The 19,616-nt window shown below is 60.1% G+C and carries 21 protein-coding genes; 12 read left to right on the forward strand and 9 right to left on the reverse strand.

Annotation, left to right across the window (positions count from 1 at the left end; genetic code table 11):
- Positions 1 to 351: 351 nt before the first annotated feature.
- Positions 352 to 2,094, reverse strand: a complete 1,743-nt coding sequence (locus ACVWVY_RS41415) for an adenylate/guanylate cyclase domain-containing protein (protein WP_456631781.1) — start codon at positions 2,092 to 2,094, stop codon at positions 352 to 354.
- 498 nt (positions 2,095 to 2,592) lie between these two features.
- Here ACVWVY_RS41415 and ACVWVY_RS41420 point away from each other — a divergent pair, with 498 nt between their 5' ends.
- The 3 genes from ACVWVY_RS41420 to ACVWVY_RS41430 all read left to right on the forward strand — a co-directional run bounded on the left by ACVWVY_RS41420 (position 2,593) and on the right by ACVWVY_RS41430 (position 5,756).
- Positions 2,593 to 3,705, forward strand: coding sequence for an OpgC domain-containing protein (locus tag ACVWVY_RS41420; protein ID WP_456631782.1), 1,113 nt, complete (start codon positions 2,593 to 2,595; stop codon positions 3,703 to 3,705).
- A gap of 321 nt (positions 3,706 to 4,026) precedes the next feature.
- The gene (locus ACVWVY_RS41425) at positions 4,027 to 4,476 is read left to right on the forward strand and encodes a c-type cytochrome (protein ID WP_456631783.1); all 450 of its coding nucleotides are present in this window, start codon (positions 4,027 to 4,029) and stop codon (positions 4,474 to 4,476) included.
- 770 nt (positions 4,477 to 5,246) lie between these two features.
- Positions 5,247 to 5,756 (forward strand): lipocalin-like domain-containing protein, encoded by a 510-nt coding sequence (locus tag ACVWVY_RS41430; protein WP_456631784.1) that lies wholly within the window; start codon positions 5,247 to 5,249, stop codon positions 5,754 to 5,756.
- Between the two features lie 305 nt (positions 5,757 to 6,061).
- On the opposite strand, the gene ACVWVY_RS41435 is transcribed toward ACVWVY_RS41430, so the two are convergent.
- Positions 6,062 to 7,735 carry a winged helix-turn-helix domain-containing tetratricopeptide repeat protein gene (locus ACVWVY_RS41435; protein ID WP_456631785.1) on the reverse strand — a complete coding sequence of 558 codons (1,674 nt, stop codon included), beginning with the start codon at positions 7,733 to 7,735 and terminating at the stop codon, positions 6,062 to 6,064.
- 52 nt (positions 7,736 to 7,787) lie between these two features.
- Between ACVWVY_RS41435 and ACVWVY_RS41440 the strand changes: the two genes are divergently transcribed.
- On the forward strand, positions 7,788 to 8,648 hold the full coding sequence (locus ACVWVY_RS41440) for an alpha/beta fold hydrolase (RefSeq protein ID WP_456631786.1): 861 nt from the start codon (positions 7,788 to 7,790) through the stop codon (positions 8,646 to 8,648).
- Positions 8,649 to 8,942: 294 nt separating this feature from the next.
- The gene (locus ACVWVY_RS41445) at positions 8,943 to 9,344 is read left to right on the forward strand and encodes a hypothetical protein (protein WP_456631787.1); all 402 of its coding nucleotides are present in this window, start codon (positions 8,943 to 8,945) and stop codon (positions 9,342 to 9,344) included.
- Between the two features lie 1,605 nt (positions 9,345 to 10,949).
- Here ACVWVY_RS41445 and ACVWVY_RS41450 read toward each other — a convergent pair.
- Together ACVWVY_RS41450 and ACVWVY_RS41455 are read right to left on the reverse strand one after the other, a co-directional pair.
- Entirely contained in the window at positions 10,950 to 11,162 is a 213-nt protein-coding gene (locus ACVWVY_RS41450; RefSeq protein ID WP_456631788.1) for an outer membrane protein, read from the reverse strand.
- Between the two features lie 223 nt (positions 11,163 to 11,385).
- Positions 11,386 to 11,652, reverse strand: a complete 267-nt coding sequence (locus ACVWVY_RS41455) for a DUF2277 domain-containing protein (protein ID WP_456631789.1) — start codon at positions 11,650 to 11,652, stop codon at positions 11,386 to 11,388.
- A 130-nt stretch (positions 11,653 to 11,782) separates the two neighbouring features.
- Here ACVWVY_RS41455 and ACVWVY_RS41460 point away from each other — a divergent pair, with 130 nt between their 5' ends.
- The 5 genes from ACVWVY_RS41460 (at position 11,783) to ACVWVY_RS41480 (ending at position 14,727) form a co-directional block, all read left to right on the forward strand.
- Entirely contained in the window at positions 11,783 to 12,022 is a 240-nt protein-coding gene (locus tag ACVWVY_RS41460) for a DUF2188 domain-containing protein (protein WP_456631790.1), read from the forward strand.
- An 88-nt stretch (positions 12,023 to 12,110) separates the two neighbouring features.
- Entirely contained in the window at positions 12,111 to 13,175 is a 1,065-nt protein-coding gene (locus ACVWVY_RS41465; RefSeq protein WP_456631791.1) for an alpha/beta fold hydrolase, read from the forward strand.
- An 18-nt stretch (positions 13,176 to 13,193) separates the two neighbouring features.
- Entirely contained in the window at positions 13,194 to 13,559 is a 366-nt protein-coding gene (locus tag ACVWVY_RS41470) for an MmcQ/YjbR family DNA-binding protein (protein ID WP_456631792.1), read from the forward strand.
- A gap of 146 nt (positions 13,560 to 13,705) precedes the next feature.
- Positions 13,706 to 14,059 (forward strand): hypothetical protein, encoded by a 354-nt coding sequence (locus tag ACVWVY_RS41475; RefSeq protein ID WP_456631793.1) that lies wholly within the window; start codon positions 13,706 to 13,708, stop codon positions 14,057 to 14,059.
- Between the two features lie 65 nt (positions 14,060 to 14,124).
- Positions 14,125 to 14,727: an MSMEG_1061 family FMN-dependent PPOX-type flavoprotein gene (locus ACVWVY_RS41480; protein ID WP_456631794.1), complete on the forward strand. Its 603-nt coding sequence runs from the start codon at positions 14,125 to 14,127 to the stop codon at positions 14,725 to 14,727.
- Positions 14,728 to 14,902: 175 nt separating this feature from the next.
- Here the strand turns inward: ACVWVY_RS41480 and bfr are convergent, their stop codons facing one another.
- From bfr to ACVWVY_RS41495, 3 genes are all read right to left on the reverse strand, one after another.
- On the reverse strand, positions 14,903 to 15,388 hold the full coding sequence (gene bfr / locus ACVWVY_RS41485) for a bacterioferritin (protein WP_456631795.1): 486 nt from the start codon (positions 15,386 to 15,388) through the stop codon (positions 14,903 to 14,905).
- Between the two features lie 138 nt (positions 15,389 to 15,526).
- A complete protein-coding gene (locus tag ACVWVY_RS41490) occupies positions 15,527 to 15,802 on the reverse strand; it encodes a (2Fe-2S)-binding protein (protein WP_456631796.1) in 276 nt (91 codons plus the stop codon).
- Between the two features lie 181 nt (positions 15,803 to 15,983).
- Positions 15,984 to 16,259 carry a hypothetical protein gene (locus tag ACVWVY_RS41495; RefSeq protein ID WP_456631797.1) on the reverse strand — a complete coding sequence of 92 codons (276 nt, stop codon included), beginning with the start codon at positions 16,257 to 16,259 and terminating at the stop codon, positions 15,984 to 15,986.
- Between the two features lie 180 nt (positions 16,260 to 16,439).
- Between ACVWVY_RS41495 and ACVWVY_RS41500 the strand changes: the two genes are divergently transcribed.
- Both ACVWVY_RS41500 and ACVWVY_RS41505 read left to right on the forward strand, forming a co-directional pair.
- A complete protein-coding gene (locus ACVWVY_RS41500; RefSeq protein ID WP_456631798.1) occupies positions 16,440 to 16,754 on the forward strand; it encodes a hypothetical protein in 315 nt (104 codons plus the stop codon).
- 228 nt (positions 16,755 to 16,982) lie between these two features.
- Positions 16,983 to 17,255: a hypothetical protein gene (locus ACVWVY_RS41505; protein WP_456631799.1), complete on the forward strand. Its 273-nt coding sequence runs from the start codon at positions 16,983 to 16,985 to the stop codon at positions 17,253 to 17,255.
- A 284-nt stretch (positions 17,256 to 17,539) separates the two neighbouring features.
- Here the strand turns inward: ACVWVY_RS41505 and ACVWVY_RS41510 are convergent, their stop codons facing one another.
- Together ACVWVY_RS41510 and ACVWVY_RS41515 are read right to left on the reverse strand one after the other, a co-directional pair.
- Positions 17,540 to 18,733, reverse strand: coding sequence for a lytic murein transglycosylase (locus ACVWVY_RS41510; protein WP_456632454.1), 1,194 nt, complete (start codon positions 18,731 to 18,733; stop codon positions 17,540 to 17,542).
- 73 nt (positions 18,734 to 18,806) lie between these two features.
- A complete protein-coding gene (locus tag ACVWVY_RS41515) occupies positions 18,807 to 19,397 on the reverse strand; it encodes a TIGR00645 family protein (RefSeq protein WP_456631800.1) in 591 nt (196 codons plus the stop codon).
- Between the last annotated feature and the right edge of the window lie 219 nt (positions 19,398 to 19,616).

Here is a 19,616-nt window from a genome sequence, read left to right on the forward strand (position 1 = left end):
GCTGTGACGATTTATTTAGGCACACTTAGCACGTTGAGTTCTGTCCAGTAGTGCACACAACTCAAATTAGGCAATGCTTATTTCAAACCACCGCCAGGGGTTGAAACAGGCCGTCACCGCCCCTTCCGTAAGAAAGTGCCGTCCTCTCGGACCAATTCAGGAACAAGACAGTTTGTGGCCCGGAAGTCCGCTTCGGGTCAATTTCGGAAGCTGCCCCCTTATGACAGGAATGTCCGTACGCCCCTCAGGAGCAGACCTCCTCGGGCTATCTCAGCAGGTCCGAAAAGTGCAATAACCGGACTCATGCACCGCAGCAGAGTGCCGCCGTTCGATCGCCTCGTGGATGGAGAGCTACTCGGGCAACCCCGCTTTCCGAAGACCCTCAATCTCCAGCTTCGCGTGTGCTCTGCGCCGACCCACCCTCGCGGATATTGTGAAGGCGGGATCGAGTTCCAGCACACGCGCCGCCGCCTCACGCGCCTCGGCGTCGCGTCCGAGATGGGCGAAAGCAGACGCAAGACAACAATAAGTTGGCGAAAAGAAGGGGTGCTGACGCAGGGCCTTCCTCGCGGCGACGACGGCCTCGTCAAAGCGACCTAGTTCAACTAAGGCGAACCCCATGCCGGTAAGCGGCCGGTGTAACAGCGGGTCTACCGGGCTCGCGCGAATGGCACGTTCAAAGCTGCGGATCGCTTCCTCCGGCAGCCCCGCACCTTGATGGACCCAGCCTCTACAGGTCCATGCGACATATGAATTGGGGTTGAGCGCGACGGCGCGGTCCGCCATTTCGATCTCACTTTCAGCGTCGCCGACCATGAACGCCGAGGTTAAGGCAGCCCATGCCAACGCGTCCGGATCACCATCGTCGAGGCTCAACGCCAAGCGCAGAAGCCGAATTGCTTCCTTGCGTTCGAATTGCGGATCGGCAGCAAAGCCAAAGATGACGTTGTTCATGTGGAGGACACCTGCCAGAGCCGCGACAAGGCCGAACCGAGGGTCCAGTTCCAAGGCACGATGCGCCAGCGTGATCGCCTCGGCCACCCCTTCGCGGGTCGCTAGGTAAAACTGCGGCATAGCCCGGAGATAAAAATCATAGGCGGTCAGGTTCTCCGGTCGCCGCCGCGTAGCTATTGCGATTTCTGTTTGAAGCAGTTTCGGCTGAATGGCCGAGACAACCGCGACCGTCACGTCGTCCTGAAGAGCAAAAACGCCTGTCAGGTCACGCTCGAACCTGTCCGCCCATAGGTGCGCCCCTGTAAGCGCATCAATCAACTGCCCCGTGATGCGGACTTTGCCCGACGCCTTGCGCACAGACCCTTCAAGGACGTAGCGGACGCCAAGCCGCCGCCCGACCTCCTTGATATCGACGGCTCTGCCTTTGAACGTGAAGCTCGAATTCCGAGCAATAACGAACAGCCATTTGAACCGCGAAAGCGCGGTGATGATCTCCTCAACCATTCCGTCCGCGAAGTATTCCTGCTCGGGATCGCCACTCATGTTCTCGAATGGCAGCACGGCGATGGAGGGCTTGTCGGGAAGTGGCGGGGCCGCACTCAGCCTATCGCTCAGTGCGCTAAACGCTCCCGCGCGTACAGCAAAAGCGCGGACCGGCTTGGAGATGTTCTTGAGCTGCTGTTCGCCCCGGTCCTCGAAGCCAGCGTCCAGCTTGCCTTCGACTTCGCTGTACACCTTCTCGGAAATCAGGATGCCGCCCGGATCGGCGCCCCCCTCCAGCCGGACCGCAATGTTGATCCCGTCGCCAAAAAGATCGCCGTCAGCCCCGACGATAACCTCTCCGAGATTGACTCCAATGCGTAGCCTAAGGGAGCTTCGGCCTGACGCGATGCTTTCCTGTATCTCCACCGCACATCGCACCGCAGCCGATGGACTTGCGAACTCGGCCAACGCGCCGTCACCTGTTGTCTTGATCAGTCGCCCGTCGTGGCGGGAGAGGCCAGGCTCGATTACTTCGCGCTTCAGCCGCTCGAACTCGGCGTAGGTGGCCTCCTCAGCGCGTTGCATCAACGCAGAGTAACCGACCACGTCGGCAGCCAAGATCGCCGCTAATCGCCTTTGAACCCGCTGCTCCGCCACTGCGCCCTCCGAACGGCCAGGCAAAACACGTCGCTGGGACAAGGAGCAGCCTAGCACTTTGTTACGGACCGGTGAGCGGTAATCGCGGGAGGGCCCCGTTGCCCCAAGCGGCATCTGCTGTGCCCGTCGCAAGGCGGCAATAAGCGTGCGGCAACTCGGGAGGTCCGAGTCGGGTCATTCGCGTCGATTTGGGCGGACAGGGTGACTTCCGGTCTACCCCGGTGAACGGACATTCTCAGGATAGGCGGGCATGTCTCAAAGGTGCCATCAACAGACATGGCGACAAAGGAATATCGTGTCTGCTCCTGCCAATAGCAGCAGTCGCGCAGGGGCGGGCACGCGGAGCAAGAGCTTATCGCGCTCAGCATTATTCCCGATGAGCCGAGATCAGCGGCTTGACGGCTTACGACCGCCAGGTGCCAGATAGGGATCCGTCAGATGGAAATGGTCCGTTGATGTCGTGATTGATCATTTGCCGGGGCTAGCGAAGGTGTAGCCATGCATGTCGATGGCGATCGACGAGACCTGCGGTTAGACGCGTGTCGCGGACTGGCGCTTTGGTTCATCTTCATCGATCATATTCCCGGCAACTCGCTCGCCTGGCTAACACCTCGCAACTTTGGCTTCAGCGACATGAGCGAAGTGTTCGTGTTCGTCTCAGGCTACACCTGCATGCTGGCCTATGGCGGCGCGTTGCGGGAGCAGGGCTGGCTAACGATAGCGACGCGCGCACTGCGGCGAGCCTGGGAAATCTACGCTGCGTTTATGTTTTTGCTGATCGCCTATTTCATCGTGATTTGGACAGTCGGAAGCGGCAGCCGTTATCTCGACGAAACCAACACGAAGGTCTTCTTTGAAAATCCGGGAACGGCATTGGTCCATGCCGCGATCCTGCAATATACGCCCGTCAACACCGACATCTTGCCTACCTTCGTGCTGCTGCATCTGGCCTTTCCCGCCGTGCTATGGCTGCTGATCCACAGCGCCACAGCAGCACTGGTCATATCGCTCTTGTTCTATCTCATGGTGCAGATGTTCGGCTGGAACCTACCGGTATGGCCAACCGGGGAACTGTACTTCAATCCGCTGGCATGGCAGATCCTATTTGTGTTCGGCGCCTGGTATGCGAACGAGGGCGCCCTCCGGCTCAAGGCAATCGTGCAGTCGCGCGCTGTGTTGGTGTTGGCTTCGCTTTATCTCGCCTTCAGCCTCACCATCGCCTTGAGTTGGCAGATTAAGCCACTTGAGGGGTTTATACCGGATGCTATCTCAAGGCTGATCTACCCGATCTACAAAAGCAGCCTTGCGCCCTTGCGCCTCTTGCATTTTCTCGCGCTGGCCATCTTGGTCTCGCGGCTTATTCCCTCAGACTGGCACGGCCTGATTAAGCCTTGGATGATGGCGATGATTCGATGCGGCGAAAACTCCCTGGCGATTTATTGCGTAGGCGTCTTGCTCTCGTTTGTGAGTTTCGCAATCCTGTCTCAATTTTCCACCGCCGTCGGCATGCAGGTTGTTATCGGCATTGGTGGGATCGCTATCATGACCGCCGCAGCGAGCCTGATGACGTTGGCTTCTAAACAGGACCGGCCTGGTCCCAAGCTGTTTTGAGGCGGCTTGAGATGCTGGCTAAACTACCGATGCCCGTTGTGGGTCATTACCGGAAGTCGGCGTGTGCTGCCGCGAAGTCCCCGCTTTGCCCGCGTGAGCGGAGACATCGACATCGTCAACCCAGCCGGTCAGGTCCGAAAAGTGCCAAAACCGGACTCGTACACCGCAGCAAAAAAGGATCGTTATTCGATCACCTCGTCTGCATGACCCGCGTAAACTGAGAGCGTTCATAAGCTTAAGCCGGGAGCCGGTTTTGATGTGCGTCAAACTATCGGGGGGGAAAACCACTAGTAGTAGGTTCTCCTGGCATCGGAGCGCGACATGAAAAAATGTAGTGTAAAATGGTTGATAATTACCAGTCTTACCGCTGGTTTCGCTGCCGCAGCTCAGGCTGAAGACTTGGACGTCGGTAAATCAGAATTTCAGTCTTCGTGCGCGAGTTGTCATGGTACGGATGCAAAGGGCAACGGACCCGTCAGCGACCAGCTCAAGATACCGCCTCCCGATTTGACGATGTTGGCCAAGAGCAACAACGGGGTCTTTCCCACGGACGCTGTTTACGAAACCATACATGGATCGAAAACAATTCCCGCTCACGGCACTCGTGAAATGCCAATTTGGGGAGAACGATTCAACCCCATTATCATCCTGCCTCACTATGTTGATCCGTCTTATTGGAAGATGGCCGGGCCGGATCAAAGCCCGGAAGTCGTCGTGCGAAAACGCATCCTCGCTGTTATCGACTATCTGAGTCGTGTTCAGCAAAAGTAGCAACCGACGAGCATCGGGTTACTCGCCCGTCCTGCTGAGCGCCCTCTAAGCGGAGGGCAAAAAAATTCGGAACATCGCTGACCGCCACCTTGAGGCCCAAATACACCGACGACCGGGATGCGTCTTGATTGCTGCGCTTGCGCCGCGACCCGCCAAGCCGCCGCACCACCAACCAGACCGATGAACTCCCGCAGCCTCATGTTGCCCGCTTGATGCACCCGCTCCGCTAACGCATCGTACCGGCGGAACCTCACCGCTGATGGGGGCGTCGGGACTTTTGCTGCCCTGCTCGCCAAACCTCGATGCCCGCTTTGGGTCATTCGCGTTATTTTGACGGCGCGCCGCTCACTTCTGCTCTTCCCCGATTAGCGGACATCATCAGGGCAGTCGGCATGTCCCAAAAGTGCCAGAACCGGACCTTCGTTGCCGGCCTTCTCAGCAACGCTAGGCACGCCGAACGCTCCAACGACCGCTGTCCTGTCTTGCCCCACAGGCCCCGGCTTTCTTCGCTCGACGGCTTCCGCAGGATCGCCGACCATGATCTCGTGGGCCCACCTGGCACAACCTCCGGAGTGGTTCGTAGCGTTTTGGCCGATTGCCTTTTCGAACGCATGCCCACGTCTTGGTGTGGTCAATCCAGTACTGGCCGTCGGTGCGGTATTGTGGGATGAATTGCCCCCCGTGCAATGTTTTCGAGGCTCTGACTTGGCTGGGCGGCCAGCCCAGAACCCGTCATAGATGGAACGTGCCTGAAAACCGGAGGGAGCACCATGAAAGCACTATGGTCAATTCCGATAGCCGCAGCTCTTACATGTGCCGCGTTATCCGCGGGAGCCGCAGAGCCGCTCAAACAGCAGCTTGTGGGCACTTGGAAGGTCACTTCATTTGTAAACGTGAATGAAAGGACCGGGAAAACAACCGAAGTATTTGGTTCCGATCCGAAGGGATATTTCATGTTCGATGCAGCAGATCACTTCTCAATCAATCTCGTGCGTCAGGGACGACCAAAATATGCCCGCCGCGACTTTCCGATGCCGGGGGAAACCAGAGCCGCTCTGGAGGGGATAGTTGTGATGTTTGGCGACTACAAAGTCACTGAATCTGAACAATCAATATCCTTACAAATTATCGGCGGCAGCTTTCCCGCGTGGGACAATACGAATCAGAAGCGTTTCATCGCGATCAACGGCGATGTGCTCACGTATAAGAATCCTACACCGGCAACCGGTGGGGGTACCGCTGTGGTGACCCTGAAACGCGCGACAAGCGCAACCGAGTGATCTTTTGGTCAATCCGTCGCCACGGGCACTGGTTTCAGAACTCGGCCCCCGACCGGCAAGCCAAGCCTCGGTACCGCGAAGTGATAGAGTGAGTGGGTCCGCACACGATGTCCGAATCGGGTCAAAAGGCGAAGTCGCAGCCGGTCGGCGCCACTTCCGTTCTGCCCCCAAGAACGGACATCCCCCATCGTGCTCGTCATGTCTGAAAAGGGCCAAAACCGGAAGTGGTCGCCTCTCCGTGACGATTTTTGACGCTGCCCCAAATCGCATCAAGTCAAACCAAAGCGGGCACACAAGCGCCGCGATCAATCGGGCAGCCCGGCCTTGACGAAAGCCTCCATGAGTTCAGCCCTGAGTTGTGGTGACCTCACCCATGGTGGAGGCACGGCCGTCGATCGGCGCCATTGTGGAGCCTGACGAAGACATTCCGTCATCAGTCGCCGGGCGTCGTCCATGCGGCCCGCACCCACGTAGCAAAGAATGGCTTGTCCGAGTCCCACGAGAAAGAACGGAGGAAAAGCCCTGACCGCCTTGTCCGCCCATTCCGCCGCATCGGCGTGCTTGCCGGCGTTATGATACGCGAGAGCAAGGCCGAGCATGGCGTTGTAGTTGAAGGGATCGCGTGGGCTCAAAATCATGGCTCGTTCGAAGTCGGCGATCGACTCGTCCGTGCCGCCATTCCAGGCGCGCAGCAAACCTCTGAAGTTATAGGCACGCGCATAGTTGGGATTGGCGAGAATGGCCTGCTGGATCATCTCGGCGCCGGCATCGTAATCAAGCTGGAACCAGAACAGATTGAAGCCAACGACGCTAAGGGTCGCGGCATCATCCGTGCCCATCGCCTTGAGACGATGGGCTATGCCCAAGAGCTCTGCGTTATCCTCTGCGATATCGCCGGGCCATCTGTTGGCTCGCCGCCAAGCCAGGCAACTCGCGACGCCCCCGTAGGCGGCCGCGAAATTCGGATCGAGCGCGATCGCGCGCTTGAAGTCCGTCATAGCGGTATCGTTGTTCTCGACACTGGTTGGAAACTCGGTATGGGGCAGCCCGCGATAGTACGCGGTGACGGCATCGACATTACTACTTGGCCGCCGGCTTGCGCGCTCAATCTCGGCCCGATCGATCTCCGGCGCGATGGCGCCGACCACGCTTCGTGTAATCTTGTCCTGCAGATCGAAGATGTCGTCCATGACGCTCTCGAAACGATCCGCCCAGACATGTGCCGCGGTGCCGGTATCTATCAGTTGCGCGGTAATCCTGAGGCGCGAACCGACCTGGCGAACGCTGCCCTCAAGTACGTAGCGCGCGCCAAGCTCGCGTCCGACCTGCCTGATGTCGACCGTCTTGTTCCGATAGGTAAAGCTCGACTGGCGGGCGATGACGAACAGTGACTTGAATCGCGACAACGCCATTATAATGTCTTCGACCAATCCGTCGGCGAAGTACTCCTGACCGGGCTCATCCGACATGTTCTGGAACGGAAGCACGGCGATCGACGGTTTGTCGGCTGGCATGGCCGATATCGGCGTGGCATGTACAGCGACTGTACCGACCTCGTCACGAATTTCCTGCACAGCGCCAACGAAGCGAAAGCCTTTTCGTTGCAGGGTCTTGATCAGGCGCTGCTCGTCGCCACTATCGCCGACCGCGTTGCGTGCCGCGTTGAGTCGCGTCGCCAGTGCCGCATCGGTGACAACGCGACGTCCCCACACGGCGGCGATCAGGTCGTCCTTGCTGGTGACATGTGCCCGGTTCTGGATGAGGTACACGAGCAGGTCGAACGACTGCGGGGCGATCGAGACCGCCTCCGGCCCGCGACGCAACTCGCGCCTGTCGGTGTCGAGCACAAAGTCCTCAAACAGATAACGCAACCTTCCGCTCCCGATCGAACCGGGCCAGCCGGCCCGGATGCGTAAACTTAGCGGTCGATAAGGAAAATGTAAGGGGTTGGAAAAGTGTCCGGTCCGGCCTTCCGGCATCGTGCATGCGCGCTTCGACAGGCGCGGGCAAACGACAGCCGAGAGACCGAAAATGCTGCAGCACACCCATGGACCAATCGATTATCGCGAACAGGGGACCGGACCAACCATTGTCTTCGTGCCCGGTTCATGGGCAACGGGCGCTGCTTGGGGCCACGTTATCGATGCGTTGGATAATCGCTTCCGTACCGTGACGACCAGCCTGCCCGGATATGGCGGCACACGGAAAAACAGGACGGCGGAAGATTGCTCGATCAACCGGTCTTCGGAAATCGTCGAAGCCGCGATCCGTCGCGCCGGCGGCCCCGTGCATCTCGTGGGACATTCCTACGGGGCGCTGGTCTGCCTGGACATCGCCCTCTGTGGACTGATGCCGCTGATGAGTCTTACTCTGATCGAGCCGGTGGCATTCGGCCTGCTGCGTCAGGCCGGCGAGCTTTCGCTCTATGATGAGTTCGCCGGGACCGCCGATGATTATGTTCGGTCGTTCGAAGCCGGCGATAAAGAAGCGGCCCGATGCATGCTAGATTATCTCAACGGTCAGGGACGCTTCGCCGCCTTGCCGCCTCGCATCCGCGACCAAATCATCGATACGACACCAAGCCATATCCTCGACCTGCGCTCTGGCTTCGATCCGACCGTTGCCGCGCTGGGCAACATCCTGCTGCCGACCTGGGTCGTCCATGGCGGACGAACGCGGCCGGCGCTGCAAAAATGCGCGGATATTTTGAGCCGTGCGATGGCGAACGCCTCGTTACACACGATTCCGGGGGCGCGCCATTCCATTCCGGCGACGCACGCGACAGAGCTTGCCGGACTCATTGACGACCACGTGAAAAAGACGGAATCACTAGCTTGGAGCGGCCTGAGCTTCGCGTCTCCCTTTGGGACCGGAACTCGGAACTCTGCGTGAACAACTCTGATATCCTCAGGGTTTTCTTAATCCAAGCCAATCGAGACGCAGTGTTCTGCAGCTACATGCTATGGATGACCGCTTTGGGTCAATCGCGTCGGTTCGCCCCACCGCTGACCACTTCCGGTCTTCTCCCAACTGCGGACATCACGCATCGGGACCACCACTTCCGAAAGGTGCCAAGAGCCGACTTGCCGGCAGAGGCGATTATCGTTGCTATCCGGCTGCCTTGCAGCCGATGCTCTCCCAACGGGGTTCACCCGGTCGCCTGAGCGACAGACAGAGGGAGATAACATGAAATTCGTTTCTGCCGCCGCATTGGCACTTATTGGCTGCCTTGTTGGCTTCAATTCCGCAAACGCGCAAGGAGCCGCTATGAAAACGACACCGACGACCAAAATTCTCGCCATCGGGACCATCAATCCCGGTTTTGAACAATCGCAGGTATTTGCTGTCCTACCGGAGGAAGTTCGGGAAACTGTCGACCTCTACCTCGATGGCAAGATCGAGCAGTGGTACTCGCTGCAGGGAAAGCCGGGCGTGGCGTTCATCATCAACGTCACCGATCCGGCCGTCGCTCACGAAATGCTCGAAAAGCTGCCTTTGGGTAAAGCACATATGATGAGCTTCGAACTGATCCCCATTGGCCCGCTCAACCCGCTTCGCTTTTTGCAGGGCATGCAGGCGAAACCTTGAGATATGCAGGGCCTCACTTGGCGTCGTGGTTCTGATCCCGAAGGAAAGGTCCGCTTCGGGTCAAACTGAGACCTCGACGCACCGGAGCGCGGGGTCCGCGTTGCCCCCATCAACGGACGTCGTCAGCGTGGCGCGGCACGTCCGATAAGTGCCATGAGCCGACATTTCGGCAGGCTGCTCAACGTCCGCTGTCGCCAACGCTGACATTAAGCAAACGTATCCATTACCCTCGCCATGGCCGGATGCTTCCGGTTCTTCACCTCACCCAGAGTTCGACCGTCCGGCCTGATAGGAGAACGGTCGCGGTGCTTCGACACTAACCCCCTCAACGCCGAAACCTGCATGCATTGCAAGACGCTTCCGGGAGAATGGTTGTTAAACTTTAGCGCTAGTTCGAATGAACTTTTGTGGAAATCACCCGCGCAAAATCAATGCATCATTTGATGCGTTTCTATAGATAATTTGTAAACGTTCGGACCGAATTTGTCGCCTGCGCTCCCTGCCAATGACTGGACCGCGGAGCTGGATGGGTGCCATTTTTTCCTAGCCGGTGTGGTCCGCGCACCTTCATCCCAAGACCGGTGACGAGCGGAATCAAAACAGAGGCGTTTGAAGTTGCTGCGTTAGTGTCACGGGGGATCGCGATGATGAGACGAGCAATCCTGGCTTTTGTAGCATTGATTGCGCTCAGCCAAACGGCCACGGCTGGTGTCTCTTGCGCCGTTGTACGTTTCTATGTCGCCAAATACTCGGAAGAAGCCGCTGAGACGTGGGCACGAAGTCACGGCGCCAGCGATGCCGAAATCGAAACGGCGCGTCGTTGTCTGCATCATAGGGCTAACGTGCAGACTGCAAGTTCGGCTGCGAGGTCACAGGTGCCCGCTCCTGTAACCCAGCAGGAGCGTGCCCGGAACGAACCAGATAAACGCGATCCAGTTCAGGACGCGTCGCACATCGTATCTGTGCAGACTCAGCGCTCCGACCCCGAGAAGGATAGTCAACGACGCGTTCATGGCATCGTCCGCCCGAAGGATATCGAGGATCCTCCCGTCGTGCATGTGAGCCACGAGGTCAAGGATCTCGTTCCCTCCGATAGAAAGACTGGCACGTTGCGTCCACGTTATGTGCGCTCTATGCATCGCGCCCACAGTAGGGGGGTGACGGGCCATGTGGCATGGTTCAAACGACTCTGGGATCACGTAGCTGGGCGGCGCCGATCCAGTATCGCCCTTTTTGCATTACCTCGATGGGGATCGTACAAGGTACGGCATCATCTCAGCGGGACCGTACCGGGCCGAGGGGCAGGATGAACTGCATCGCCGGATGCTTCCGGTTCTTCCCTTGACCCAATGCCTTCAAAGCGGACAGGTCCGCTATGTACCTTGGTCAGTGCGGTTGGCATGTCTGCTTTGGGTCATTCGCGTCGGTTTTGCCGGATCACGGCGACTTCCGGTCTACGCCGGTGAACGGACATTCTCAGGATAGTCGCATGTCTCAGAGGTGCCAGAGGCGGACAGAGCGACAAACCGGGTTGTGAGCCACTCGCTCACCCGGACCAGGCTGCGAACGCGATCCAGCGTTCCGCTGATGCTGACCCTTAACCGATCAGAACCGGTAGTTCACGCCCAGACGAACGGTGTGGAAGGTAAGGTCGGCAGGGAAGCTGTCAGTCGTGTGTGGGGTGCCAACAAAGGTCGTACCAATGAAGCGATTACCCGCCGACCCCAAATCCACGTAAAGGTATTCCGCTTTAAGGGACCAGTTTCGGGAATACATCCACTCGGCACCTGCCCCTGCTGTCCAGCCAATATTTTTCATTGGCCGACCCCACCGCCGAGGCCTTGAATCATGCGGTATGAACTCGTGGACTTTGGGTGGTGGCGATCGGGTCGTCCTTCCGCACTAGCCGCGTGGCTTTCCCCGCGTTGACGACCGACGCACCCTGAACGGTATCTTTTGCGTCTTGCGCGCGGATGCTCCTGGAGCGATCTGCCGGAAACCGATGGCCCCGCAAGCCCGCCGCATTTGGTTGGGCACGTCCCTAGCCAAACCGCGCCCGCGAGCGCTCCCTCGCCTTCTCGGCCTCGACCTCACGGTCGCGCGGCGAGGCGTTGGTCTGCAGCGAGGCCAGCAGGCGCCGCGCACTGTCGGACACTTCGGAAACCGCGCGGTTGAACGCCTCGGCGTTGGCCTGCGACGGCGAGTTGAAGCCGGAGAGTTTTCGCACGAATTGCAGCGCGGAAGCATGGATTTCGGCGTGCGTGGCCGGGGGATCGAAATTGAACAGGGTCTTGATGTTGCGGCACATTGTTCTCTCCTCTGCACCCTTCGTCGATCAAGGACGAACGACCGGTGCAAAATCCGACGGCGTGGCCTATTCTGTCATGAATCACGCGGCGCGTTCACCCCTGTCGGCACCAGCAAACAGCGAGTTCCCGATGACCCATGTGACCTACAAGATCGTCGAACATGACGGCGGCTGGGCCTACACCGTCGACGGCGTGTTTTCCGAGCCGTTTCCGAACCGCGCCGCGGCGCTGGCAGCCGCCCGGCGCGTGGCGGCCGAGCAGCGGGTGCCGGGCCGCACCGAGATGATCGAGTACGAAACCCCGGACGGACGGTGGCACTCCGAGACCGCCGCTGGCAACGACCGGCCGGAAACCGAAGTGGAGGGCTAGTTCGCCGATCTGGTGACGGAAATAGCCGGTGTGCTAGGCTCCCTGCCAAGCGGTCCGCAAAGACACCGCAAGCCCCGGGGAGACCATGATGAATTTTTCGCACGCCGCTTTCTCGGCCGTCGCATTGGCCCTGACCACCGTCACCGCCTTTGCGGCCGACTATCCCGCACCGAAACAGGGCGAATGGATCGCCAGGGATTTCAAATTCCACACCGGCGAGACGATGCCAGAGCTGCGGCTGCACTACACCACGATCGGCGAGCCGACCGGACAGCCGGTGCTGGTGCTGCACGGCTCGGGCGGCTCCGCCGCCAGCATGCTGACGCCGGGTTTTGGCGGCGAATTGTTCGGCCCCGGCCAGCCGCTGGACGCCGCGAAATATTACATCATCATTCCCGACGGTGTCGGCCATGGCAAATCGTCAAAGCCGTCTGATGGCATGAAGACCGCGTTTCCAAAATACAATTACGACGACATGGTCGACGCGCAGTATCGCCTGCTCAAGGACGGGCTTGGCGTAAAACATCTGCGGCTCGTGATCGGCAACTCGATGGGCGGGATGCACACCTGGATCTGGGGCGGCAAATATCCGCAGTTCATGGACGCGCTGGTGCCGATGGCGTCGCAGCCGACCGAGATGGCGGCACGCAACTGGATGCTGCGGCGGATGATGCTGGAGACGATCAAGAACGATCCCGACTACGTCAGCGGCAACTACACCGCCCAGCCGCGCATGATGAAATACGCCATCAACGCCTATGGGATTGCGACCGGCGGCGGAACGCTGGCCTATCAGGCGCTGGCGCCGACGGCGGCGCAGGCCGACAAGATGGTCGACGACCGGCTGGGAGCCGCCATCACCGCCGACGCCAACGACTTCGTCTACCAGTGGGAAGCATCGCACGATTACAATCCTGCTCCCTCGCTGGAGAAGATCGAAGCCACGCTGCTCTTGATCAACTCCGCCGACGACGAGCGCAATCCGCCGGAAACCGGCGTCACGGATGCGGCGTTAAAGCGCGTCAAGAACGGCCGCCTGTTCCTGATCCCGGCCTCCGGTGAGACGCGCGGCCATCTCACGACCGGCAATGCGAAGTTCTACAAGAAGCAGGTGGAAGAACTGCTGCAGACCGCGCCGCAGCGGGCGATGTGAACCGGCAAAGCGAGCGCGATGTCGGCCAGTCATTTTCGCCGCGCAGCGCTCGCTCTCCCCGGAGCCGTCGAAGGCGCGCATCAGCGCACGGCCGATTTCCGCGTCGGCAAACGCATCTTCGCCACCCTCGGCTATCCCGACGGTGCCTGGGGCATGGTGAAATTGACACCAGCGCAGCAATCGATGCTGGTCGAGGCCGAGCCGGAAATTTTCCGTTCCGTGCCGGGCGGATGGGGCAAGCAGGGCTACACCAATGTGCTGCTGGCAAAGGCGGACGCGACGACGCTGAAGAGCGCGCTCAGCATGGCGTGGAAGAATGTCGCGCCGAAATCGCAAGTGATGGCACGCGATCGGGCCGGCGCCCGCGACAAGAAGAAGCCTTGATTTCGCACCGCATCAAATTTGCGTCGTCCACATCGCTTATTATTTGAGCGTGCATCCGCGCGCCGCCTCCGCTTGAATTGTCCTCAGGATTTACGAATCGTGTCCTCGATGCCCGCGAGGACAGGACAAACGCAGCGGAGGATCGGATGCGAAGGCTTGCGCCATTCGTCTTGCTCGCCTGCCTTTCGGTGCTGGCCGGCACAGCGCTCGCCGTCGACAGGGGTCAGTTCGGCCATGTGCCACCCGATATCCGCGCCTGGTTCAAGAGCGTGATCGCGCCGAACGGCGTGCCCTGCTGCGATGAGTCGGACGGACATCGCACCAGCTACGACGTTCGCGGCGGCGCCTATTGGGTGCCGATCGAGGGCCAATGGATGCAGGTGCCCGAGCGCGCGGTCATTCGCGATCAGGGTAATCCGATCGGCGAAGCCGTGGTGTGGTACGTGCACCACCGCGGCAGCATCATCATCAGCTGCTTCGTGCCGGCGGACGCGGTCTAGATCTTCTCAAGATGACGCCCGTGCCGCGGGATGATAATCTCGGCCGAAACTGAACGGAGCCGCCCGTGACCGATTTTTCCGCCGACGACCTCGCCACGATCTATCCCGCGCCCTCGCCCCGCGTGATCGCCAAGGCGCGCCCGGAGATCGACGTCCATGCGAAGAAATTCATCGGCATGTCGCCCTTCTGCGTGCTGGCCACCTCAGGCGCGGACGGCAGCGTCGATGCATCGCCACGCGGCGGCAATCCCGGCTTCATCCATGTTGCGGGACCGAATTTGCTCTTGATGCCGGATCGCTCGGGCAACAACCGCATCGACAGTTTTCGCAACATCGTCGAGGGAAGTGGCTTCGTGCAGCTGATCTTCTTCGTGCCCGGGATCGACGAGACGCTGCGCATCGGCGGCAAGGGCAAGGTGTCGGCGGATCCGGAGCTGATGGCCTCGATGGTGGAGTTCGGCAAGCCGCCGCGCGCGGTGCTGCGCATCGATGTCAGGGAAGCCTATTTCCACTGCGGCAAGGCGCTGATGCGCTCGAAACTGTGGGCGGGTGAGCGGGTCGAGCGATCGGTGATGCCGAGCATCGGCGAAGTGATCCACGACCAAACCGGCCTCGGCGAGCGTGAGAGCCAGGACGTGATTTACGAGCGCTACAAGACGCAGCTGTAGGGGCTATTTCTTCGCTGCCTCAACTTGCCGTCATACCCCGCGAAGGCGGGGTATCCAGTACGCCGCGGCATTTCGGCTCAATCACTGACGTCTCTGGAATACTGGATCACCCGCCCCAGTGCGCAATTGCGCACAAGGCGGGTGATGACAGCGACGAGGGTTCCGAGAGGGTCGTCTAGTCCCCGCTCTCCAGCCCGCCGACATGCTTCTGGGTGTAGAGCTCGAGCCCGATGCGCCCGATCAGATCGAGCTGGGTTTCGAGGAAGTCGATGTGATGTTCCTCGTCCTTCATCAGCTGTTCGAACAGGTCGCGCGAGACGTAGTCCTTGACGCTGTGGCAGTGGGTTGCGGCTTCCTGGTAGAGCGCGCGCGCAGCGATCTCGGAGGCCAGATCGCATTCGATGATTTCCTTGACGTTCTGGCCGATGCGCAAGGGATCCAGCACCTGCAGGTTGGGAAAGCCGTCGAGGAACAGAATCCGGTCGGTGAACTTGTCGGCGTGCTCCATCTCCTCGATGGATTCCTTGCGCCAGACCTTGGCCATTTCCAAAAGGCCCCAATTGTTCAGGAGCCGGTAATGCAGCCAGTACTGGTTGATGGCGGTGAGCTCGCTGCGAAGGCCCTTGTTGAGATAATCGATGACTTTTGGGTCGCCCTGCATGGTGCACTCCGGTTTTTGAGGCCAAAGACGGCCTGAAACTGTATTTAGAATGCTTCTAAATCAGTTTAGGGCCGAGAGCAACCGCTCCGCGAAAAAAGCGGTGGGAACGGCGGAAATCAGGGGATTTTGAGGGGGTTTTCAGCAGGCCGCGAGCGCGAAGGTCGCAGCAATTTCCTGCGCGGGCTCGTCGTTGGCCGCGTGGCGGCTGTGCGGGCAACCGGCGCAGCATTCCTTGGCGCAGGCGCCGAGCGCCTCGTCGATGATGGTCTTGATGGTGCGCGCGCAGCGGCCGCATTCGGCGCTGCAGCCGAGGCAACCGTAAATCTGTTTGGGATTCCGCGGCATGTCCGAGGCTGCACTTACGGCACTACGGACATCGTGGTCGCTCAGGACGTTGCAGGAACAGACAATCATGAAACCGCTAAAACCCTCGGTGATGCGAGCTCATCGATATTTAAGAGCGCGACGAGATGCAAAAGGAAAAGCCGCAATTTCAAGCAATTCCAAACTGATGCCGGGGGAACACTGGAATGAATCTAAAAAGACGTCATTGCGCTAGATCACGCTGGCGCTGATTTGCCGGCGATTTTCAGCGTCAATCGCCACCGCCGCCGCCGTCACCACCGCCTCCTCCGCTATCCCCGCCGGAATCGCTGGACGAGGTGAAATCCGACGAAGAACTGTCACCGCCGAACCAGGAAAGCGGGCTCCAGCCGTCGCCGCCGGAACTGCCGCTCGAACTAGTGCCGGAAGCGTCGCCACCTGCGCTATTCCGCTCGCTCTGGCGGTTTTGCACCCGGTTCATCAGCAGGTAGCAGATCAGCGACGTCCCGCCGACCGCCACCATGAATGCCGTCATTCCGCTCGTCATCGTGTCCTGCGTTCAAGGGTCGAGGAAGAATCTTCGGTATCTGCGCACCGCAATCGGCCGCTCCGTCCTGTTTTCGTCGCGCCTTAAGGCGCGGCCGTTCATTGATCATTCAAGCGAAATATGGAACTTTCGCCGGGATAAAACTTAAAGCCCTTTGCTTCCCACGAGAAAGGTGAGGCCATGAAGAAGACATTGATGGCGCTCGGCGCCGCCGCCGCATTAATCGTTTCCGTCGTTGCTATCCCGGCCCCTGCGCAAGCGCAGCGCGGCGTGGCAGCGGGCGTCGCCGCCGGATTGCTCGGTGGCGCCATCGTCGGCGGCGCGATTGCTTCGCAGAACGGTTATTACGGTCCGGGCTATTATGCGCCGGGCTACTATGGCGGCGGCCCGGCCTATGTGGTCGATCCCGGCTACGGCGAATCCTGCATCTGGCAGCGGCAGCGATTCTGGGACGGTTATGGTTGGCGGGTCCGCAACGTCAGGGTTTGCGACTAGCGAGCCGTTCATCTTCATTAAATTGCGTTCCACATCCCGGAAGGGTCCTCGCTTTTCCGGGATGAGTGCACTTTCGGCCCGAAAAAACCGTTTTTTTCGATCACGCTTTGGGAACGTTTACTTTCGATTGACCCATGTGCGCTTTTTAGCGAAGCGGCAGTTCGAAACAGCGTGTGAGTCAACCCTAAACCCGGCGCTCGAAGGCGCCACCCCAGGAGAGCCCAGAACATGAAGAAGACATTTGCTGCCTTGGTCGCGGTCGCAACGATCGCCGGTTCGCTCGCAGCGACCCCCGCTAGCGCACAGCGTGGCGTTGCCGCAGGCGTCGCGGCCGGCCTGATCGGCGGCGCGATCGTCGGTGGCGCGATCGCCTCCAGCCGCCCGGCCTACGGCGGCCCGGTGTACGTGGAAGAAGCGCCCTACCCGGCGTGCCGGATGGTCCGCGAGCGCTTCTGGGACGGCTATGACTGGCGCTATCGCCGCGTCGAGGTCTGCAACTGATCTGATCGCTGGCGCGCGAGAAGCGCGTCTTGATCGAAGCCCGGCCGATATCTCGGCCGGGCTTTTTCTTTGTGGAGCTGGGTCTTCATCCTCCCCTGGAGGGGTCCGAGACAAGCGAAGCTCGCTCGTGGATCGGTTCGCATGAAATGCGAACCGAGGTGGGGTGACGGTCTCTCCACGTCCAACAGTCTTCGAGCTGAGAGACCGTCACCCCACCGCCGTCTCACATTGCGCTTCGCTTCATGTGAGCCGACCCGCCCCCTCCAGGGGCGGGTAAGAGGCTTTCAGCGCCCCGCGCTCAAGGAGCGCAGCACGGCTTCGCTTGGCCAGCAATCGACCTTGAGGCTGGCGGATTTCTGATATGCCCCGAGCGCCGCGCGGGTCTGCATGCCGGCCTTGCCGTCGAGCTTGTCCTTGTAGAGACCGATCCGTGTGAGATGACGCTGCATGGCCTCGACATCGGCCGAGCGCAACTGCGTCGACGCGGACCATGGCGTGGCGAACGGCAGCGGGCTTACCATGCGGTCGGCGAGATGGCCGACGAACAGCACGTAGAGGTCGGAGAAATTGTATTCCTTGATGACGAAGTAGTTCTTCGTGGTCAGGAACGCCGGGCCGTAGATGCCCTCCACCTGCAACAGCGAGGCCGGCTGCGCCTGCTCCGCCGCGCTCAGCTTCTGTCCGCGCACCGGCACGAAGCCGGCGCGCAGCCACTCGGCAATCGGCTTCGTCACCTCGGGCACGCCCATGGTGCAATCGACATTGGCGGGCGCTTTCACCTCATAGGCCCAGCGCACGCCCGCCTGCCAGCCCTTGTTGACGAGCTGCTGCGCGGCGGCGGCCAGCGCGTCCGGCACCGAATGCCAGATGTCGACCCGGCCATCGCCGTCGAGATCGACGCCGTGCTTGTAATATTCGGACGGCAGGAATTGGGTGTAGCCGGTGGCGCCAGCCCAGGACGAACGGAATTCGTTGCGCGTCACCGCGCCCTCGCCGAGAATCTTCAACGCGAGAATGAACTCGCCCCGGTACTGCTCCTTGCGGCGGCCGACATAGGCCTGCGTCGCCACCACGCGCAGCGTGTCGTAGGGCAGCCGGTAGCGGCCGTAATCCGTCTCGCGGCCCCAGATCGCGAGCACGACGCTTGAAGGAACGCCAAAACGCTTTTCGATTTCGTTCAGCGCCGCACGATGCTTCTGCATCAGCTTCTGCCCCTCCGCCGCCAGCCGCGCGATAGAAGCTTCCTTGACGTAATCGGCCGGCACCTGCACGAACTCGGCCTGCGACGGCGCGCCGGTGGCAGGCCGGCCCGGCAGGATCAGATCGGGCAATTTGTAATCGGGCTCGAGCCCCTTCGTCTCGGCATCGAACGTCGCCCGCGACACGCCGGCGGCCTGCGCTTCCGGCCACAGCGAAGCGATGAACTGGGTGAAGCCGGCGTCGGCGGCATGAACCGGGCGCACCGCGCCCGGCATCATCGCTGCCAGTATCAGAACCGCGGCTATCAACCTCTGTCGCAAACCGGAATCCTGTCGATCGACATGTCGCCCATCAATGCGAGACGGCGTCTTTGGCGTGTTCGGCGGAATCATTCGACAACTTGTCGACATAGGCAATGCCGATCGCCGACAGAATGAAAACCGTGTGGATGATGGTCTGCCACATCACGCCGGTCTCGGTATAGGAGGACTTTCCCGACGCCAGTCCGCCGGCCTCGATGAAGGTGCGCAGCAGATGAATCGAGGAAATGCCGATGATGGCCATCGCGAGCTTGATCTTGAGCACGCTGGCGTTGACGTGGCTGAGCCATTCCGGCTGATCGGGATGTCCTTCCAGATTGAGACGGGAGACGAACGTCTCGTAGCCGCCGACGATCACCATCACCAGCAGGTTGGAAATCATCACCACGTCGATCAGGCCCAGCACCGCCAGCATGATCTGCTGCTCGCTGAAATCGAAGGCGTGGGCGAACAGGTGCCACAACTCCTTGAGAAACAGCACCACATAGACGCCCTGCGCGACGATCAGGCCGATATAAAGCGGCAGCTGCAGCCAGCGAGAGCTGAAGATCAGCAGCGGGATCGGACGCAATGCCTTCCTCTGAGCTTCGGGCGGCAAGGGTGTTTCGGGAGTGAGGGACATTCAGGAGAGCTCGCTTACGGGGATTTCGGATTGCGGAAGGAGGCCTATATCTACGCAATCTGACCGCGCTGTGAAGCGACAACTGGCCGCAGCGTCCAGTTATCTGACCACCACATTAGCTGGATTTCCAAGGCAAAATAGCGTCCGCACGGTCGCCTCGTTACATAACCTCCATCAATGACTGCACCCCATCAATTGAGTCCGTGAAGAAGTCCCACG

The sequence above is a fragment of the Bradyrhizobium sp. URHC0002 genome, assembly GCF_054059515.1.